The following is a 16,617-nucleotide window of genomic DNA, read 5'->3' as shown; positions in this document are numbered from 1 at the left end:
CTCCCTTTCGGAAGCCTTTGTTTTATTTTATATTAGTTGACAATAAACTTTCTCTCATTGATGAGCTCTGCAATAGCCAGCATATCTTTACCGATCAGTCTGTCGTCTTCCAGTTTGGCAACTTTGGAACGAAGAATCGTAAAGTTTTCTTCAATTACTTTAGAGCATTTCGCTGGTCTTCTGAACTCAAGTCCCTGAGCTGCAAACATCAGCTCAACAGACAGAATATTCACAAGATTTCCAAGAACCTGATTGAATTTTCTACCTGAAATACTTCCCATAGAAACATGATCCTCCTGACCTAAACTTGTAGGAATAGAGTCTGCTGATGCAGGGAAACATAATGTTTTATTCTCTGTAACCAAAGCTGCAGAAGTGTACTGAGGGATCATAAACCCGGAATTTAATCCTGAGCTTTCCGTTAATAATCTTGGAAGTCCATATTTTCCTTCTAATAATAAATAGCTTCTTCTGTCTGAAATATTCCCTAGTTCTGCAGCTGCTAATGTAGCATAATCTAAAGGCAATGCCATCAGCTGTCCGTGAAAGTTTCCACCAGAAATAGATTCTTCAGCACTTAGGACAATCGGGTTGTCTGTTACGGAGTTCAATTCTGTTTCTGCCATTCCTTTAAGGTGCTCAAAAGCATTTCTGCTGGCTCCGTGAACCTGTGGCACACATCTCATGGAATAAGGATCCTGAACTCTTTCACAATCTTCATGAGCTTTCATATTTTCTGACCCCTTTAAGAACTTAAGCATTCTTGCTGCCACTTTTTTACTGCCTTCAAAAGGTCTGATCTCGTGAAGTTCTTTTTTAAACGGGCTTGCTGAACCTCTGTATGCTTCAAGACTCATTGCAGCTGTCATATCAGCAAGGTCTAGTAAGTACTCAAACTTCTCCAGCCCTTTGATTGCATGAGCAAGGATAAACTGTGTACCGTTGATCAATCCCAATCCTTCTTTTGGACCTAAAGCTAATGGTTCAAGGTCATGTTTTTTCAAAACCTCCATCGTATCAGAAACCTGATCTCCTTCCCAAACTTGTCCTAAACCCAATAAAGGCAGTACAAGATGTGCTAATGGAGCAAGGTCTCCTGAAGCTCCTACAGATCCTTGTTCAGGAACTACCGGAATGATATCTTTCTCAAGCATCAGAATCATTCTTTCAATAACTTCCAGGGAAACACCTGAAAATCCTTTCGAAAGAGCATGCACTTTGGCAATCATCATGATCTTGGAAAGCTCTTTATCAATAGGCTTTCCTACTCCCACTGCGTGAGAAATGATTAGATTATATTGTAACTGAGCGGTTTCGTCCGCTGAAATTTTAGTATCACACAATGGTCCGAATCCTGTATTGATTCCATATACGCATCTGTCTGACTCTACTATTTTCTGTACGTTTTTCTGAGATTTTAAAATTTGTTCTTTTGCAGCTTTGTTTAGCTTGGCTTTATTAGGTTTTTTACATATTTCCAGAACATCATGGAAAGTAAAAACATCTACTCCGTATATCATTTCTAAAAAATTTCCTTAAAATTACGCATTTAACAATAATTGGAAAAGCTAAATTTCAATCTTCTATATTTTTATAAAACAAGCGAAATAATTTACTATTTTTAGCCCCGAAAATTAAAAACAATAATACATGAGACTGAAAACTCTACTACTTGCTGTATGTGTAGCAAGCACAACTGCTTTCGCGCAGAAAGTAAAATACTCTAAAGAGGACATCAAAAAAATGGAAACTTACCTTTTTAATGAAGGTTTTAATACTCCATCTCCCAAGAAAACATCTACCATTATCTTAAAAGACGGAACTACCTACAAAGGTTTCTGTAATAAGATTGAAACCAAAAAAGGACAGATCTACGAAGTTGCAATTAAGGACAGTATCACCAAAAAGAACGCTACTTTCAATGCTGATCAGATCAATGAGATGTATGTGTACCCAAGCAATGCTGAGAAGTTTGCAAAAGTGGCAAAATACATGGGGAATATAAGAAACTTCGGAACTAAGAAATTGACGAAAAACACCAATAATGATAGAATTTATTTTGTCAACCAGACTGTTTCTCTAAAGAACAAAAAAGATGATAAGGAATTCCTGATGCAGGTTATCAATCCTGGTTTTGATGATATTATTTCAGTATATCACGATCCCAGAGCTAAAGAAACTACAGGATTTTCTGTAATGGGCTCTCCACAGCTTGGGGGCGGGGTTATCAAATCTTATTATGTAAAAAAGGGCAACAAGGTAATGTGGCTGCATAAAGATGATTTTGAAGACAATTATGATTTTCTATTTGGAGACAATCAGGATTTCATGAAAAAATATCCTAAAAACTCTGTAGAATGGGATTACTTCAGTTTTCTTGTAAGTGAATATACTGCAATGGCAAACGGATAAAATACTTTGAACCATAAAATAAAACCTGTAGAGCCATCTGCAGGTTTTTCTTTTTTAAATAGGGAAAGTTTCCTTAATTTTGTTATATGAATCCTTCTTTAGAACTACAGCTCAAAACCTTACCATCCGAACCCGGTGTTTATCGTTATTACGATAAAAATGAACAGCTTTTGTATGTTGGGAAAGCTAAAAATCTTAAAAAGAGGGTTCTCTCTTATTTCAACAAAAACCTTTCCGGATACAGGATCAAAATAATGGTCAGCAAAATCCAACGGCTGGAAACGACGATTGTAAACAGTGAATATGATGCCCTATTATTGGAAAATAACCTGATTAAAGAGCATCAGCCGTTTTATAATGTCATGCTGAAGGATGATAAAACTTATCCATGGATCTGCATCAAAAATGAAGATTTTCCAAGAATTTTTCTGACAAGAAATGTCATAAAAGATGGATCAGAATATTATGGACCTTATGCAAAAGTACGTCCTGCAAAGATATTGCTGGATACTATAAAACATATTTATAAGCTTAGAACCTGTAACCTGAATCTTTCTCCATCCAAAATTGCGGATGGAAAATATAAGGTCTGCCTGGAATACCACATCAAAAACTGTGAAGGGCCATGTGAAGATCTTGAAAGTAAGGAAGATTATGACGAAAAAATAGATGCTATCCGTGGAATTATCAAAGGGGATTTCCGGAAAGCAAAAGATTATCTGGTGAATCAGATGATGAAACTTGCTTCCAACCTGAAGTTTGAAGAGGCTCAGATCATTAAGGAAAGACTGGATATTCTTGAAGATTATCAGGCTAAAAACACGGTTGTTAATCCGAATATTGATGATGTGGATGTTTTCGGAATGACAAGTGATGAAACCGCAGCATATGTCAATTTCTTTAAGATAAGAAACGGAAATATTATCCAGAGTTTTACCACAGAAATCAAAAAGATTCTTGAAGAAACGGATGAGGATATTATGGAAGAAGCATTAATAGAAATCCGGCAGAAATTTTCTTCAGATTCTAAAGAAGTTCTCTTACCCTTCCATTTGTCTGTAGAAATTCCCAATGTAAAGCTGATTGTTCCTAAAGTAGGAGACAAAAAAAGAATTGTGGAGCTTTCTGAAAAGAATGCTAAAGAATACCGTCTGGAAAAGCTGAAGCAGGTTCAGATTGTAGATCCTGAAAGGCATACCAACAGAATCATGGCTGAAATGCAAAAACTTCTGAGAATGCCGGTAGAGCCAAGGCATATTGAAGGTTTTGATAACTCAAATATTCAAGGAACCAATCCTGTGTCTGCATGTGTTGTTTTTAAAGATGGAAAACCAAGTAAAGTAGATTACAGAATTTTCCATCCTAAAACGGTAGAAGGGCCAAATGATTTTGCAACCATGGAAGAAGTAATCTACCGCCGTTACAAAAGAATGCTTGACGAAGGAGAAAGTCTTCCTCAGCTAATTCTGATTGATGGTGGGAAAGGACAACTTTCTTCTGCTGTAAAAAGCCTGAGGTTATTAGGTCTTTATGGAAAAATTACGATTGTAGGGATCGCCAAGAGGCTGGAAGAAATATTCTTCCCGGAGGATCCTATTCCTTTATATCTGGATAAAAAATCTGAAACATTGAAAATCCTTCAGCGTGTACGTGATGAGGCCCACCGATTTGGGGTAAAACATCACAGAACGAGAAGGAAAAATTCTACTATAAAATCTGAGCTGGAAGAAATTCCTGGCGTAGGAGAAAAAACTATTGAATTACTCCTGTCTAAACTGAAGTCTGTAAAACGCATCAAAGAAGCTAATCTGGAAACCCTGGAAGAAATTCTAGGTAAGAGTAAGGCTAAGGTAATTTGGGAATTTTTTAATGCTAGTTAATAATCTGACATAGCGCAATAGTTAAGTTCTTACCAATAAAAGGTTGTTTATTGATAAATTTCATTAGAATTTACCATTTTATCAAAATGGGACAAAAACCAAAAATCCTTTTAATACAAAACAAACACAACAACAAAATACACGAATAAATAAATATTTTATTAAAAAATATTATTATATGTATTTTTTTCATAAATTAGAGTTGTCAACTAATAACAATAATACTACGAAAATTTTACTCATTTTATAAATACTTCCACCATCTTATTTGCATTATGAATGGTTAGATTAACTTCCATATCTATAAAAAAAGAAAAACACATCAACATATATATTATAAAAGGCTCTTTTTCAAGAGCCTTTTATACTTATTAATTTTTATTAATTATTTTGCTGCAAAAACTTCTTTGACATATTTTCCATCTGTCTGTGGAACATCTATTACAATATTCCCATTTTCAAAATATCCGATAGTTGTATTTCCATCAGCCATTTTTACAAGGAAAACAGAATTTTTTGAAGTTGCTTTGAAAACGGCAAATGGTACTGAGCTACCAGACTTTGCCAAAATAAACTGGTTAGGATCAATCTGTATTTTCTGAAGATCCAGTTTTCCGTTCGAGTAATTACTCGCCTCCGGAGTTGTTGTAGAGGCTACAGATACTACAGGATCAGGAGATGTATGTTGAACACTATTATTAGATGCAGGTAATAACGCAACGGGATTGGAGGCCGGTACTTTTATCAAAGCCTGCTTCAATGCTTCACCAAGTCCTTCTTCAAATTCTTTAATATTTGAACTCCCTTTAGATTCCAGTATCAAATTGTTATTACAATCTTTAAATTGCAATATCAGTTTATTTTTAAATATACTTTTATCATTTAGAACATCTGCTGTAACCACATTACAATAATTGGTTTTGGCTTCAGATGGCCAGTTATCTTTAATAATAGGAAGAATTATATACTTTCTTTCTGTCAGAGCTTTAAGAAAAGAGTTTTTCAATCCGTAATCTCCGCTGAAAGTCTGAAATTTTTCGGGAACTGCAACATATTTATAATCCGAAACCTTTTGTGCAAAAGCTATTGTTGAACAAACAGCCATCACCAATATTGATAACTTTTTCATTTTTATAATTTTAATCGTTTCTAAATGCTCCCATATCCAGTTTTAATGAGAAGAAGTTGGAATAGAAATTAGATCCACCAATTCCTGAATTCGTAATTGCATAATCCAGTGTAAGTCCTCTATATCTGATTCCAAGACCTGCACTCGGCTGGAAAGAAACTTTTCTTTTAAGGTCTTCTATATCTGTAATAGACTGGAATCTATTGATCCCCAATCTTACAAAAATCATTTTCTGATATCCCAATTCAGCTCCTGCATAGGGACTGATACTTGCAAAATCTGTTGAAATTAATGATGCAGTTTTAGCAAAATCAACATTAATACCTGCTTCCGGTAACACATACACACTGCTATTGATTTCGAATAATTTGCTGGCACCTACATTCAGCTTAGGCATTGTAAGTTCCAGTTTATCTTTAGGAGCAGGGTTAAATTCTTCCCCGTTTACAACAGTAGAAAGTTCTTTCTGATTAATCGTCCAGAAGTTTACAGTAGTCGTAATATCTCTCACCATACCTCCGAATTTCCATCCGTTATCTGCCTTATAAATTGCCCCCACATCGAAACCAAAACCATAGCCATTCGCAAATTTACCTACATTTCTGTAAACAATTTTAGCATTCACCCCAACATCCAATTTTGGATTTCCTCCCGGTCTGAAAGCATATGAAAGAATAGCAGCATAATCGGATTGGGAAAACTTGGTAATTTTATCATAATCGATATTCCCTTCAGAATCGATCATTTGGGTAGTATTCAAAATATTATCTACTCCAAGCCTTACTACCGAAACTCCAAAAACACCTTCTTCAAGTACTTTTGCATAGGCCAGATAGTCATATTTTGCAATGGATTCAAAGTATTCCGCATGCATTGCAGCTCCTTGCCAATCTCTTTCGATTGACATTAAACCTGCAGGGTTCCACATAGGAGAATATACGTCATCCTGATTGGTAATTACTGCTCCTCCCATGGCAAGTCCTCTTGCTCCGGCTCCGATGTTTAAGAATTCATTGGAATATTTCCTGATAATCTGAGATTGAGAAAGCCCAAACAGCAGTAAAAATGCAAGTAAAAAATATTTTTTCATCATATAAATTTGATGCTTAGTTTAAGTTTTTAGTTTTTCTGGCTTTTATTAATCCATTTGCAATGATTGCCAGTATCATAACACCTGACGCAATATAAAATATAGGACTCATATGTTCTGATTCCCCAAAGATAAAAAAAGCTAGTATAATTCCGTAGACTGGTTCTAAATTAACTGTTAAAATTAAAGTAAAAGGTGATATATATTTCATTAAATTCACCGATTCCAGCATTGGAAAAGCAGTAAAAACACTGGCTAACAAGCATATTAACGCCAGATCTCTGTAGTTTATTTCATTCATTTGAAAAATTTGCCCTGAAAGCAAATAAAATAACATTAAAATGAACCAACCACAGAAGATTTCATAAAAAATAATGTTACCCGAACTTGTTTTCCCAAACATCTTACCATTAAAAACAGAAAAAACAGTCCCGAATATGGCACACAGAATTCCATAAATAATACCTTCTTTAAAATGAAATTCTGTCTTAAAGATCAATAGTATACAGGCCACAATAACAGTTCCCATGATTACTTCAGATGCATCAATTTTCCTTTTGAAAATAATAGGCTCCAAAATTGAGGCAAAAAGAGTAGATAAAGAAAGGCAGCTTAGCGCAATAGAAACATTGGAAACTTTAATAGAGTAAAAAAAGCAGTACCAATGGAGTGCCATCGCAAAACCTATTGCTGCCAGTTGAAAAAATATTTTTTTGGAAACCTTTATGCTCTCCTTTTTAAAAATCCTGATGAATACGTAAAGAAAAATAGAGGCAAACAACATTCTGTAAAATACAAGAATCTGAGCATTGGCCTGAATCAATTTTCCCAAAATTGCAGTGAACCCCCATAAAAAAACTATTAAATGCAACCTGAAAAGTGCCAATTTATGCATAACCTATCCCCTTTTTATTTTAACGTGCAAATTTACAAATACGCTTTTATAAATCTTATAAAAAAAGATAAATTTACAGTAATAAAAAGATAATAAATAAAGTTTTTAATAACTTTACTCTTAATTCAGAACACTTTCTATTAATTTAATAAAAAGATCAACCAACTAATTATGATATTAAGCCCGGGCATTGAAATCAAAACAAAACATCTGACTTTAAGTCCTGTTGAAGACTTACATATAGATGATATTCTAGAGCATTTCACAAATGATGTCACCAGATATATGCCTTTTAACCCGCAAGGGAATAGACAGGATATAATCAACTTTGTTGACGAATCAAAAAGAACTTTGTCACAAAATACAGATCTGGTAATGGTGGCTCTGGATTCCGATAAAGATTTTGTGGGCTGTTGCGGCATTCATAATATAACAGAGGAATCTGTTGAGCTTGGATTATGGTTAAAAAAGAACTCTCAAGGAAAAGGATTAGGAACTGAAATCATAACGACCCTCATAGAATTCCTGGAAAAGAATTTTACCTTTGAGTATATTTTGTATCCTGTGGATGAAGAAAATATAGCCAGCAAAAAAATTCCGGAGAAACTAGGCTTCATTACTGCAAAAAAATACAAAAAATATAAAAATGATACCACTGAACTCAATATTGTAGAATATAGAAAATATTACTAGTGTTTACAGTTTGATCATAAAAAAACCCTGAAAATGTGTTAAACTTTCAGGGCCTTCAAATAATAAACTATTAAAAAAATAAACTAGGAACAGAGTAATTTTCAGAGGTTATCACCCTCCATTACTCTTATGTAAAGTTAGAAAAAATATAAATTATTTGAAAATATTTTTTAGTTAAAAATTTCACAAATTACTAAAAACCAAATAATTAAACATCTGTTTTACTTCCAATTCGTATTCCTCATAAAAATAGTATCTTTAAGCGTAAAAAATTGAAAATTTTATGGACATCGAATTCAATAAACGAGAAGATCAGAACAGATTAAAATTATCTGAAATAAATCGCTTACTCACTGAGATCAAAAAAGGAGGTGGTGAGAAGAGGCTTCAAAAGCTTCGTGATGAAGGAAAAATGACAGCAAGAGAAAGAATAGATTATCTTCTCGATAAAAATTCAGATTCCATAGAAGTGGGTGCATTTGCAGGATATGAAATGTATCAGGAACATGGAGGATGTCCTAGCGGAGGTGTAGTAGTAGTTATTGGCTACGTTTCCGGAAGACAATGTATTGTAGTTGCTAATGATGCCTCAGTAAAAGCTGGTGCATGGTTCCCTATCACAGGAAAGAAAAACCTGAGAGCACAGGAAATTGCCATGGAAAACAAACTTCCTATTATTTATCTGGTAGACTCTGCAGGTGTTTACCTTCCTATGCAGGATGAGATCTTTCCTGATAAAGAACATTTTGGACGAATTTTCAGAAATAATGCTAAAATGAGTTCTATGGGTATCATCCAGATCTCTGCCGTTATGGGGAGTTGTGTAGCTGGAGGAGCTTATCTTCCCATTATGAGCGACGAGGCTATGATTGTGGATAAAACAGGTTCTATTTTCCTTGCCGGAAGCTATCTTGTAAAAGCAGCTATCGGAGAAAGTATCGATAACGAAACATTAGGCGGAGCTACCACTCACTGCTCTATTTCAGGTGTAACAGATTATAAAGCTAAAGATGATAAAGATGCTTTGAACAGAATCAAAAACATCATGAAATCTATTGGAAGTACTGAAAAAGCAGGCTTTGACAGAATAGAAGGTTTTCCACCAAAAGAAAACCCGGAAAATATATTCGGAATTATGCCGGTTTCAAGAGCTGAACAATATGATACTTACGAAATTATCAAGTGTATTGTGGATAATTCCGAATATGAAGAATATAAGCCAGACTACGGTAAAAGTATTATCTGTGCAACGGCAAGAGTTGATGGCTGGTCTGTAGGAATTGTAGCCAATCAGAGAAAGCTCGTTAAAAGTGGAAAAGGAGAAATGCAGTTTGGAGGAGTAATCTACTCTGATTCTGCAGACAAAGCTACCCGATTCATTGCCAACTGTAACCAAAGAAAGATACCTTTAATCTTCTTACAGGATGTTACCGGATTTATGGTAGGCTCCAAATCAGAACATGGAGGAATTATCAAAGATGGAGCTAAAATGGTAAATGCAGTTTCCAATTCTGTTGTACCTAAGTTCACGATTATTACGGGTAACTCTTATGGAGCAGGTAATTATGCAATGTGTGGAAAAGCTTATGATCCGAGATTAATTGTGGCATGGCCATGGGCTGACTTAGCAGTAATGGGAGGTGCACAAGCTGCAAAAGTATTAGCTCAGATTCAGGAATCAACATTGAAGAAACAAGGAAAAGAAATTTCGGAAGAAGAGCACAATGAAATTCTGGATACGATTTCTAAAAAATATCAGAAACAAACTGAATCTACTTATGCAGCTGCAAGATTATGGACAGATGCCATCATTAATCCTGCAGATACCAGAAAATGGATTTCTATGGGAATTGAAGCTGCTAATAATGCTCCTATCACTGAGAAATTCAACTTAGGTGTAATACAGGTATGATGATTCCTAAATAAGAAAATAAACGCGGCTATCTCAGTTTGGGATAGCCGCGTTCTTATTATTTAAAAGTCTTAATTATAATTTAAGACAGATATTCTTCTTTACAAAATTCGACAGGATTTCCAAGTCTGATGCAGCATTGATACTTAGTCATGCAAATTCCATTTGGCCAGCCTGGAGGATAGCACATTCCAAATGCAGGATCATCAGGACATGTAGGTCCTCCACTTCCTTTTAATGATTTTAAACTCTCTCTTGAAATCTTCACTAGATTTTTCATAGTTATTTTAGTTTTAGTTGTTTCCTACTCTATTTAAGCTTTTCGGATAACGCTTCACTAAAATATCAATTTTTCCACATATGGTGAAATTTAATGCATGATATTGACCTTATGTAATTTATTCTTTTCCGTTAGGTACTATAGATTGAATGGAGAAGCCATTATTTCAGATGTGTCATTCCCTAAGAATCAAGGTTGATGTATGAGAGGTTTAAAGGAAGTAAGATGGCAGGATAATGTCTAAGTTTTTTCAGGAGTTAGTATTAGCAATGTCATACAGAGCTGAGTCGAAGCATCTTAATTAAGAAAAAATTATATTTCTGTTATTTTAATTCTACCGAAGAACTTTGTTTAGACTCCTACGGAGTGACAGGATTTGGCTGGAATAAAGAATAGTATTGAAGGTAAAGACCAATTGTTAGATCAAGCATGGAAAAAAGAGGGCAGGAAGCTGGAGGCATAAAGACAACGGAGATTAGTCATGGTGACTTATTATCTATTACTCATTGCTGATTACTTATGTGTCTGTTGGTGTAGGTATACAACAAAAAAACCTTTATCGTAAAGATAAAGGTTTTTTAAAAATAAAATAAAAACTGGCGGCGGCCTACTCTCCCGCGTTAGCAGTACCATCGGCGCTGGTGGGCTTAACTTCTGTGTTCGGAATGGGAACAGGTGAGCCCCACCGCTAAAACCACCCTAAAGGTTGTATATAGCTTTAAGCATTAGGACTGAAGCCTGAAGCTTATTGCGTTTTTAAGCGATAAAAACTTTCACAAAGACAAAACCTTCACTGCGCATAAAGCACTTGGTTTATTAGTAACCATAGACTATAAATCTACGGGTAATTAGTACTACTTGGCTATGACATTACTGTCTTTACACCTATAGCCTATCAACGTCGTCATCTACAACGACCCTTAAAAGATGTCTCATCTTGAGGCGAGTTTCGCACTTATATGCTTTCAGTGCTTATCTCTTCCAAACGTAGCTACTCAGCGGTGCACCTGGCGGTACAACTGATACACCAGAGGTTTGTTCAATTCGGTCCTCTCGTACTAGAATCAAGCCCTCTCAAACATCTAACGCCCGCAATAGATAGAGACCGAACTGTCTCACGACGTTCTGAACCCAGCTCGCGTGCCACTTTAATGGGCGAACAGCCCAACCCTTGGGACCTTCTCCAGCCCCAGGATGTGACGAGCCGACATCGAGGTGCCGAACCTCCCCGTCGATGTGAGCTCTTGGGGGAGACTAGCCTGTTATCCCCGGAGTACCTTTTATCCTATGAGCGATGGCCCTTCCATACGGAACCACCGGATCACTATGTCCTGCTTTCGCACCTGATCGACTTGTAGGTCTCACAGTCAAGCACCCTTATGCCATTACACTCTACGCACGGTTACCAAGCGTGCTGAGGGTACCTTTGAAAGCCTCCGTTACTCTTTTGGAGGCGACCACCCCAGTCAAACTACCCACCACGCAATGTCCTTCTAAAAGAAGTTAGGCTCCAAGTAAGTAAAGGGTGGTATTTCAACGTTGGCTCCACAAACACTAGCGTGCCTGCTTCAAAGCCTCCCACCTATCCTACACATTACTTACTCAAAGTCAATACGAAGTTATAGTAAAGGTTCACAGGGTCTTTTCGTCCCATTGCGGGTAATCGGCATCTTCACCGATACTACAATTTCACCGAGCTCGTGGCTGAGACAGTGCCCAGATCGTTACACCATTCGTGCAGGTCGGAACTTACCCGACAAGGAATTTCGCTACCTTAGGACCGTTATAGTTACGGCCGCCGTTTACTGGGGCTTCAGTTAATGCCTTCGATTTAACTCTAAGCACCTTCCTTAACCTTCCAGCACCGGGCAGGTGTCAGACCCTATACAGCATCTTTCGATTTAGCAGAGTCCTGTGTTTTTGATAAACAGTCGCCTGGGCCTCTTCACTGCGGCCAACATTGCTGTTGGCGTCTCTTCTTCCGAAGTTACGAGACTATTTTGCCTAGTTCCTTAGCCACGACTCACTCGAGCACCTTAGGATTCTCTCCTCGACCACCTGTGTCGGTTTTGGTACGGGTTGCTTCACTTCGGCTTTTCTTGGATCAGATTACACTACAGCAGCTTCGCCCGAAGGCTAGGCCTTGACTATTCCGTCAGTCTCCAGCAGCTACATCCAACCGTCCCCTTTATTCGTGAGCAAGTATGGGAATATTAACCCATTGTCCATCCACTACCCCTTTCGGGTTCGCGTTAGGTCCCGACTAACCCTCAGCTGATTAGCATGGCTGAGGAAGCCTTGGTCTTTCGGTGAGCAGGTTTCTCGCCTGCTTTATCGTTACTTATGCCTACATTTTCTTTTCTATCCGCTCCACAATACCTCACAGTACTGCTTCGGCGCAAATAGAATGCTCTCCTACCAGATGTATCTAAAATACAAATCCATAGCTTCGGTAATATGTTTATGCCCGATTATTATCCATGCCGGACCGCTCGACTAGTGAGCTGTTACGCACTCTTTAAATGAATGGCTGCTTCCAAGCCAACATCCTAGCTGTCAATGCAGTCCAACCGCGTTGTTTCAACTTAACATATATTTTGGGACCTTAGCTGTTGGTCTGGGTTCTTTCCCTCTCGGACATGGACCTTAGCACCCATGCCCTCACTGCCGTAGAACATTTATTAGCATTCGGAGTTTGTCAGGAATTGGTAGGCGATGAAACCCCCGCATCCAATCAGTAGCTCTACCTCTAATAAACTTATATACGACGCTGCACCTAAATGCATTTCGGAGAGTACGAGCTATCTCCCAGTTTGATTGGCCTTTCACCCCTACCCACAGGTCATCCGAAGACTTTTCAACGTCAACCGGTTCGGTCCTCCACTCTGTGTTACCAGAGCTTCAACCTGCCCATGGGTAGATCACAAGGTTTCGCGTCTAATCCTACTAACTATGCGCCCTATTCAGACTCGCTTTCGCTCCGGCTCCGGTACTTAATACCTTAACCTCGCTAGTAAAATTAACTCGTAGGCTCATTATGCAAAAGGCACGCCGTCACAGCTGTATGCTGCTCCGACCGCTTGTAGGCGTACGGTTTCAGGTTCTATTTCACCCTTCTATTCGAAGTGCTTTTCACCTTTCCTTCACAGTACTTGTTCACTATCGGTCTTTCAGGAGTATTTAGCCTTGGAGGATGGTCCCCCCATATTCAGACAGGATTTCACGTGTCCCGCCCTACTCATTTATCATCTTAATATGCCTTTCATATACGGGGCTATCACCCTCTACGGCTGTTCTTTCCAGAACATTCTATTAAACATAAAAAGACTTTTGGGCTAATCCGCTTTCGCTCGCCACTACTTACGGAATCTCTTCGATTTCTTTTCCTCCGGGTACTTAGATGTTTCAGTTCTCCGGGTTTGCTCCTCTTACGAGGTGACATGTCTTCAACATGCCGGGTTGCCCCATTCGGATATCTGCGGATCAATTCGTGTGTGCCAATCCCCGCAGCTTTTCGCAGCTTACCACGTCCTTCGTCGCCTCTGAAAGCCTAGGCATCCGCCATACGCCCTTAACGATTTCTTTCCTATTGGTTACTCAAGCGCTTTATGCGCTCGGTTTTCTCTTTGTGATGTCTTTACCGTTAATGTCAATGATCTTAATTTCTTTCTTTCAAACTGATGAACAAATGTTGTTTTTGGCTCCATTCGTAACTTTTAAATCAGTCGTCCAAAACTGTGGAGAATAAGGGAGTCGAACCCTTGACCTCCTGCGTGCAAGGCAGGCGCTCTAGCCAGCTGAGCTAATTCCCCCTCTAGTTGCTGCTAGCTTTTGGCTTGTTGCTTTTGGCTTAATGCCTCTAGCTATAAGCTATTTGCTATCCGCTTTAATTAGTAGTCTCGGGCAGGCTCGAACTGCCGACCTCTACATTATCAGTGTAGCGCTCTAACCAGCTGAGCTACGAGACTTTTTATGAGTAATGGGTGATGAGTAATAAGTAATACTTTTCCTCTTCTTCATTTCTCAATCTCTTCCCTATACTAATTTCTAGTGGGTTTTGTATTTTTATATATCAACCAAACAAAAAACTAAAGCTATACTTTAAGTAAGTATAATGTATCTTACGATACTGATTTTGTTTAACGTCTTAAGACGCTCTAAAATGAGATGTTCCAGCCGCACCTTCCGGTACGGCTACCTTGTTACGACTTAGCCCTAGTTACCTGTTTTACCCTAGGCAGCTCCTGTTACGGTCACCGACTTCAGGTACCCCAGACTTCCATGGCTTGACGGGCGGTGTGTACAAGGCCCGGGAACGTATTCACCGCGCCATGGCTGATGCGCGATTACTAGCGATTCCAGCTTCATAGAGTCGAGTTGCAGACTCCAATCCGAACTGAGACCGGCTTTCGAGATTTGCATCACTTCGCAGTGTAGCTGCCCTCTGTACCGGCCATTGTATTACGTGTGTGGCCCAAGGCGTAAGGGCCGTGATGATTTGACGTCATCCCCACCTTCCTCTCTACTTGCGTAGGCAGTCTCACTAGAGTCCCCAACTTAATGATGGCAACTAGTGACAGGGGTTGCGCTCGTTGCAGGACTTAACCTAACACCTCACGGCACGAGCTGACGACAACCATGCAGCACCTTGAAAAATGTCCGAAGAAAAGTCTATTTCTAAACCTGTCATTTCCCATTTAAGCCTTGGTAAGGTTCCTCGCGTATCATCGAATTAAACCACATAATCCACCGCTTGTGCGGGCCCCCGTCAATTCCTTTGAGTTTCAAACTTGCGTTCGTACTCCCCAGGTGGCTAACTTATCACTTTCGCTTAGTCTCTGAAGCTTGCGCTCCAAAAACGAGTTAGCATCGTTTACGGCGTGGACTACCAGGGTATCTAATCCTGTTCGCTCCCCACGCTTTCGTCCATCAGCGTCAGTTGTTGCTTAGTAACCTGCCTTCGCAATTGGTGTTCTAAGTAATATCTATGCATTTCACCGCTACACTACTTATTCCAGCTACTTCAACAACACTCAAGACTTGCAGTATCAATGGCAGTTTCACAGTTAAGCTGTGAGATTTCACCACTGACTTACAAATCCGCCTACGGACCCTTTAAACCCAATAAATCCGGATAACGCTTGCACCCTCCGTATTACCGCGGCTGCTGGCACGGAGTTAGCCGGTGCTTATTCGTATAGTACCTTCAGCTAGATACACGTATCTAGGTTTATCCCTATACAAAAGAAGTTTACAACCCATAGGGCCGTCGTCCTTCACGCGGGATGGCTGGATCAGGCTCTCACCCATTGTCCAATATTCCTCACTGCTGCCTCCCGTAGGAGTCTGGTCCGTGTCTCAGTACCAGTGTGGGGGATCACCCTCTCAGGCCCCCTAAAGATCGTAGACTTGGTGAGCCGTTACCTCACCAACTATCTAATCTTGCGCGTGCCCATCTCTATCCACCGGAGTTTTCAATATTAAATGATGCCATTCAATATATTATGGGGTATTAATCTTCCTTTCGAAAGGCTATCCCCCTGATAAAGGCAGGTTGCACACGTGTTCCGCACCCGTACGCCGCTCTCAAGATTCCGAAGAATCTCTACCGCTCGGCTTGCATGTGTTAGGCCTCCCGCTAGCGTTCATCCTGAGCCAGGATCAAACTCTCCATTGTATGTTTGTCTGACTCACTCAAAGTTTTTAACGCTTTAGTTTTTCCTTACTTGGTTGTTATATTGTATGTCAATGATCTTTATATCTTTCGCTTTTTAACGCAGCAATCTTTCTGTCAGTGTTGCTCCGTATTTGCGAGTGCAAAAGTAAAACTTTATTTTTAATTGACCAAATGTTTTTGAAGAAAATTTTAAAGTTTTTTAAGTAACCTTAATCCTTCCAAAACCCTCAATCCATCTACTCCTGCGCTCCCTCTAATTGGGACTGCAAAGATAATAACTATTTTTTAACTGACAACTTTTTTTATAAAAAAAATTAAAGTTTTTTTTTCGTCCTTATCTTATGAAGTAGTTTATGTTTCTGCCTTTCTAAAGGCGCTTCTGCGCTACTGAATGTATTTCGTTTTTCAGTGGGGCAAAGATAGAAACTTATACCATACCCCGCAACTTTATTTAACATAAATTTTACCTTTTATTAATATTTAGACCTAAACAACTGGATAGCAGGGTGAAAAATTTTAAACATTTGTTTGGAGGATCAGGTGAGAGTGTCGGAGGGTTGGAGAGTTGGAGCGTTGGAGAGGGTAAGAGGGTATGATTCGGGACGAAATGCAGGATATGAGATGCTGGTTTCTGGAGGAGGAATGATCA

Annotated in this window: 9 protein-coding genes, 2 tRNA genes and 3 rRNA genes; 4 read left to right on the top strand and 10 right to left on the bottom strand. The window is 38.7% G+C overall.

Going from position 1 to position 16,617, the window contains the following annotated elements; genetic code table 11:
* Positions 1-32: 32 nt before the first annotated feature.
* Positions 33-1,520 (bottom strand): histidine ammonia-lyase, encoded by a 1,488-nt coding sequence (hutH, locus tag BUE84_RS02735; RefSeq protein WP_079240396.1) that lies wholly within the window; start codon positions 1,518-1,520, stop codon positions 33-35.
* Positions 1,521-1,650: 130 nt separating this feature from the next.
* Between hutH and BUE84_RS02730 the strand changes: the two genes are divergently transcribed.
* Together BUE84_RS02730 and uvrC are read left to right on the top strand one after the other, a co-directional pair.
* Positions 1,651-2,412, top strand: coding sequence for a hypothetical protein (locus tag BUE84_RS02730; protein WP_099049828.1), 762 nt, complete (start codon positions 1,651-1,653; stop codon positions 2,410-2,412).
* A gap of 86 nt (positions 2,413-2,498) precedes the next feature.
* The gene (gene uvrC / locus BUE84_RS02725; RefSeq protein ID WP_079240395.1) at positions 2,499-4,292 is read left to right on the top strand and encodes an excinuclease ABC subunit UvrC; all 1,794 of its coding nucleotides are present in this window, start codon (positions 2,499-2,501) and stop codon (positions 4,290-4,292) included.
* Between the two features lie 385 nt (positions 4,293-4,677).
* Here uvrC and BUE84_RS02720 read toward each other — a convergent pair whose 3' ends face one another.
* Genes BUE84_RS02720 through BUE84_RS02710 form a run of 3 tightly spaced genes read right to left on the bottom strand, consistent with a single transcriptional unit; the run spans position 4,678 to position 7,406 of the window.
* A complete protein-coding gene (locus BUE84_RS02720; protein ID WP_079240394.1) occupies positions 4,678-5,421 on the bottom strand; it encodes a hypothetical protein in 744 nt (247 codons plus the stop codon).
* Between the two features lie 10 nt (positions 5,422-5,431).
* Positions 5,432-6,514: a PorV/PorQ family protein gene (locus BUE84_RS02715; RefSeq protein ID WP_079240393.1), complete on the bottom strand. Its 1,083-nt coding sequence runs from the start codon at positions 6,512-6,514 to the stop codon at positions 5,432-5,434.
* A 13-nt stretch (positions 6,515-6,527) separates the two neighbouring features.
* Positions 6,528-7,406 carry a DMT family transporter gene (locus tag BUE84_RS02710; protein WP_079240392.1) on the bottom strand — a complete coding sequence of 293 codons (879 nt, stop codon included), beginning with the start codon at positions 7,404-7,406 and terminating at the stop codon, positions 6,528-6,530.
* A gap of 171 nt (positions 7,407-7,577) precedes the next feature.
* Here BUE84_RS02710 and BUE84_RS02705 point away from each other — a divergent pair, with 171 nt between their 5' ends.
* Both BUE84_RS02705 and BUE84_RS02700 read left to right on the top strand, forming a co-directional pair.
* Positions 7,578-8,099, top strand: a complete 522-nt coding sequence (locus BUE84_RS02705; protein ID WP_079240391.1) for a GNAT family N-acetyltransferase — start codon at positions 7,578-7,580, stop codon at positions 8,097-8,099.
* Between the two features lie 283 nt (positions 8,100-8,382).
* Positions 8,383-10,011, top strand: coding sequence for an acyl-CoA carboxylase subunit beta (locus tag BUE84_RS02700; protein WP_079240390.1), 1,629 nt, complete (start codon positions 8,383-8,385; stop codon positions 10,009-10,011).
* A gap of 82 nt (positions 10,012-10,093) precedes the next feature.
* Here BUE84_RS02700 and BUE84_RS02695 read toward each other — a convergent pair whose 3' ends face one another.
* The 6 genes from BUE84_RS02695 to BUE84_RS02670 all read right to left on the bottom strand — a co-directional run bounded on the left by BUE84_RS02695 (position 10,094) and on the right by BUE84_RS02670 (position 15,968).
* Positions 10,094-10,291: a hypothetical protein gene (locus BUE84_RS02695; RefSeq protein ID WP_079240389.1), complete on the bottom strand. Its 198-nt coding sequence runs from the start codon at positions 10,289-10,291 to the stop codon at positions 10,094-10,096.
* 594 nt (positions 10,292-10,885) lie between these two features.
* Positions 10,886-10,993: ribosomal RNA gene (rrf, locus tag BUE84_RS02690) — 5S ribosomal RNA — on the bottom strand.
* Positions 10,994-11,119: 126 nt separating this feature from the next.
* A 23S ribosomal RNA gene (locus tag BUE84_RS02685) occupies positions 11,120-13,876 on the bottom strand.
* Between the two features lie 153 nt (positions 13,877-14,029).
* Positions 14,030-14,103, bottom strand: a tRNA-Ala gene (locus BUE84_RS02680).
* Between the two features lie 82 nt (positions 14,104-14,185).
* Positions 14,186-14,259: transfer RNA gene (locus BUE84_RS02675), tRNA-Ile, on the bottom strand.
* A gap of 192 nt (positions 14,260-14,451) precedes the next feature.
* Positions 14,452-15,968: ribosomal RNA gene (locus tag BUE84_RS02670) — 16S ribosomal RNA — on the bottom strand.
* Together the 16S, 23S and 5S rRNA genes with 2 tRNA genes alongside form the textbook arrangement of a ribosomal RNA operon.
* Between the last annotated feature and the right edge of the window lie 649 nt (positions 15,969-16,617).

The sequence above is a fragment of the Chryseobacterium indologenes genome (genome assembly GCF_002025665.1).
GTDB lineage: Bacteria > Bacteroidota > Bacteroidia > Flavobacteriales > Weeksellaceae > Chryseobacterium > Chryseobacterium metallicongregator.
The sequence above is the reverse complement of the archived record's forward strand: the minus strand, read 5'-3'. Positions and strand labels throughout refer to the sequence as shown.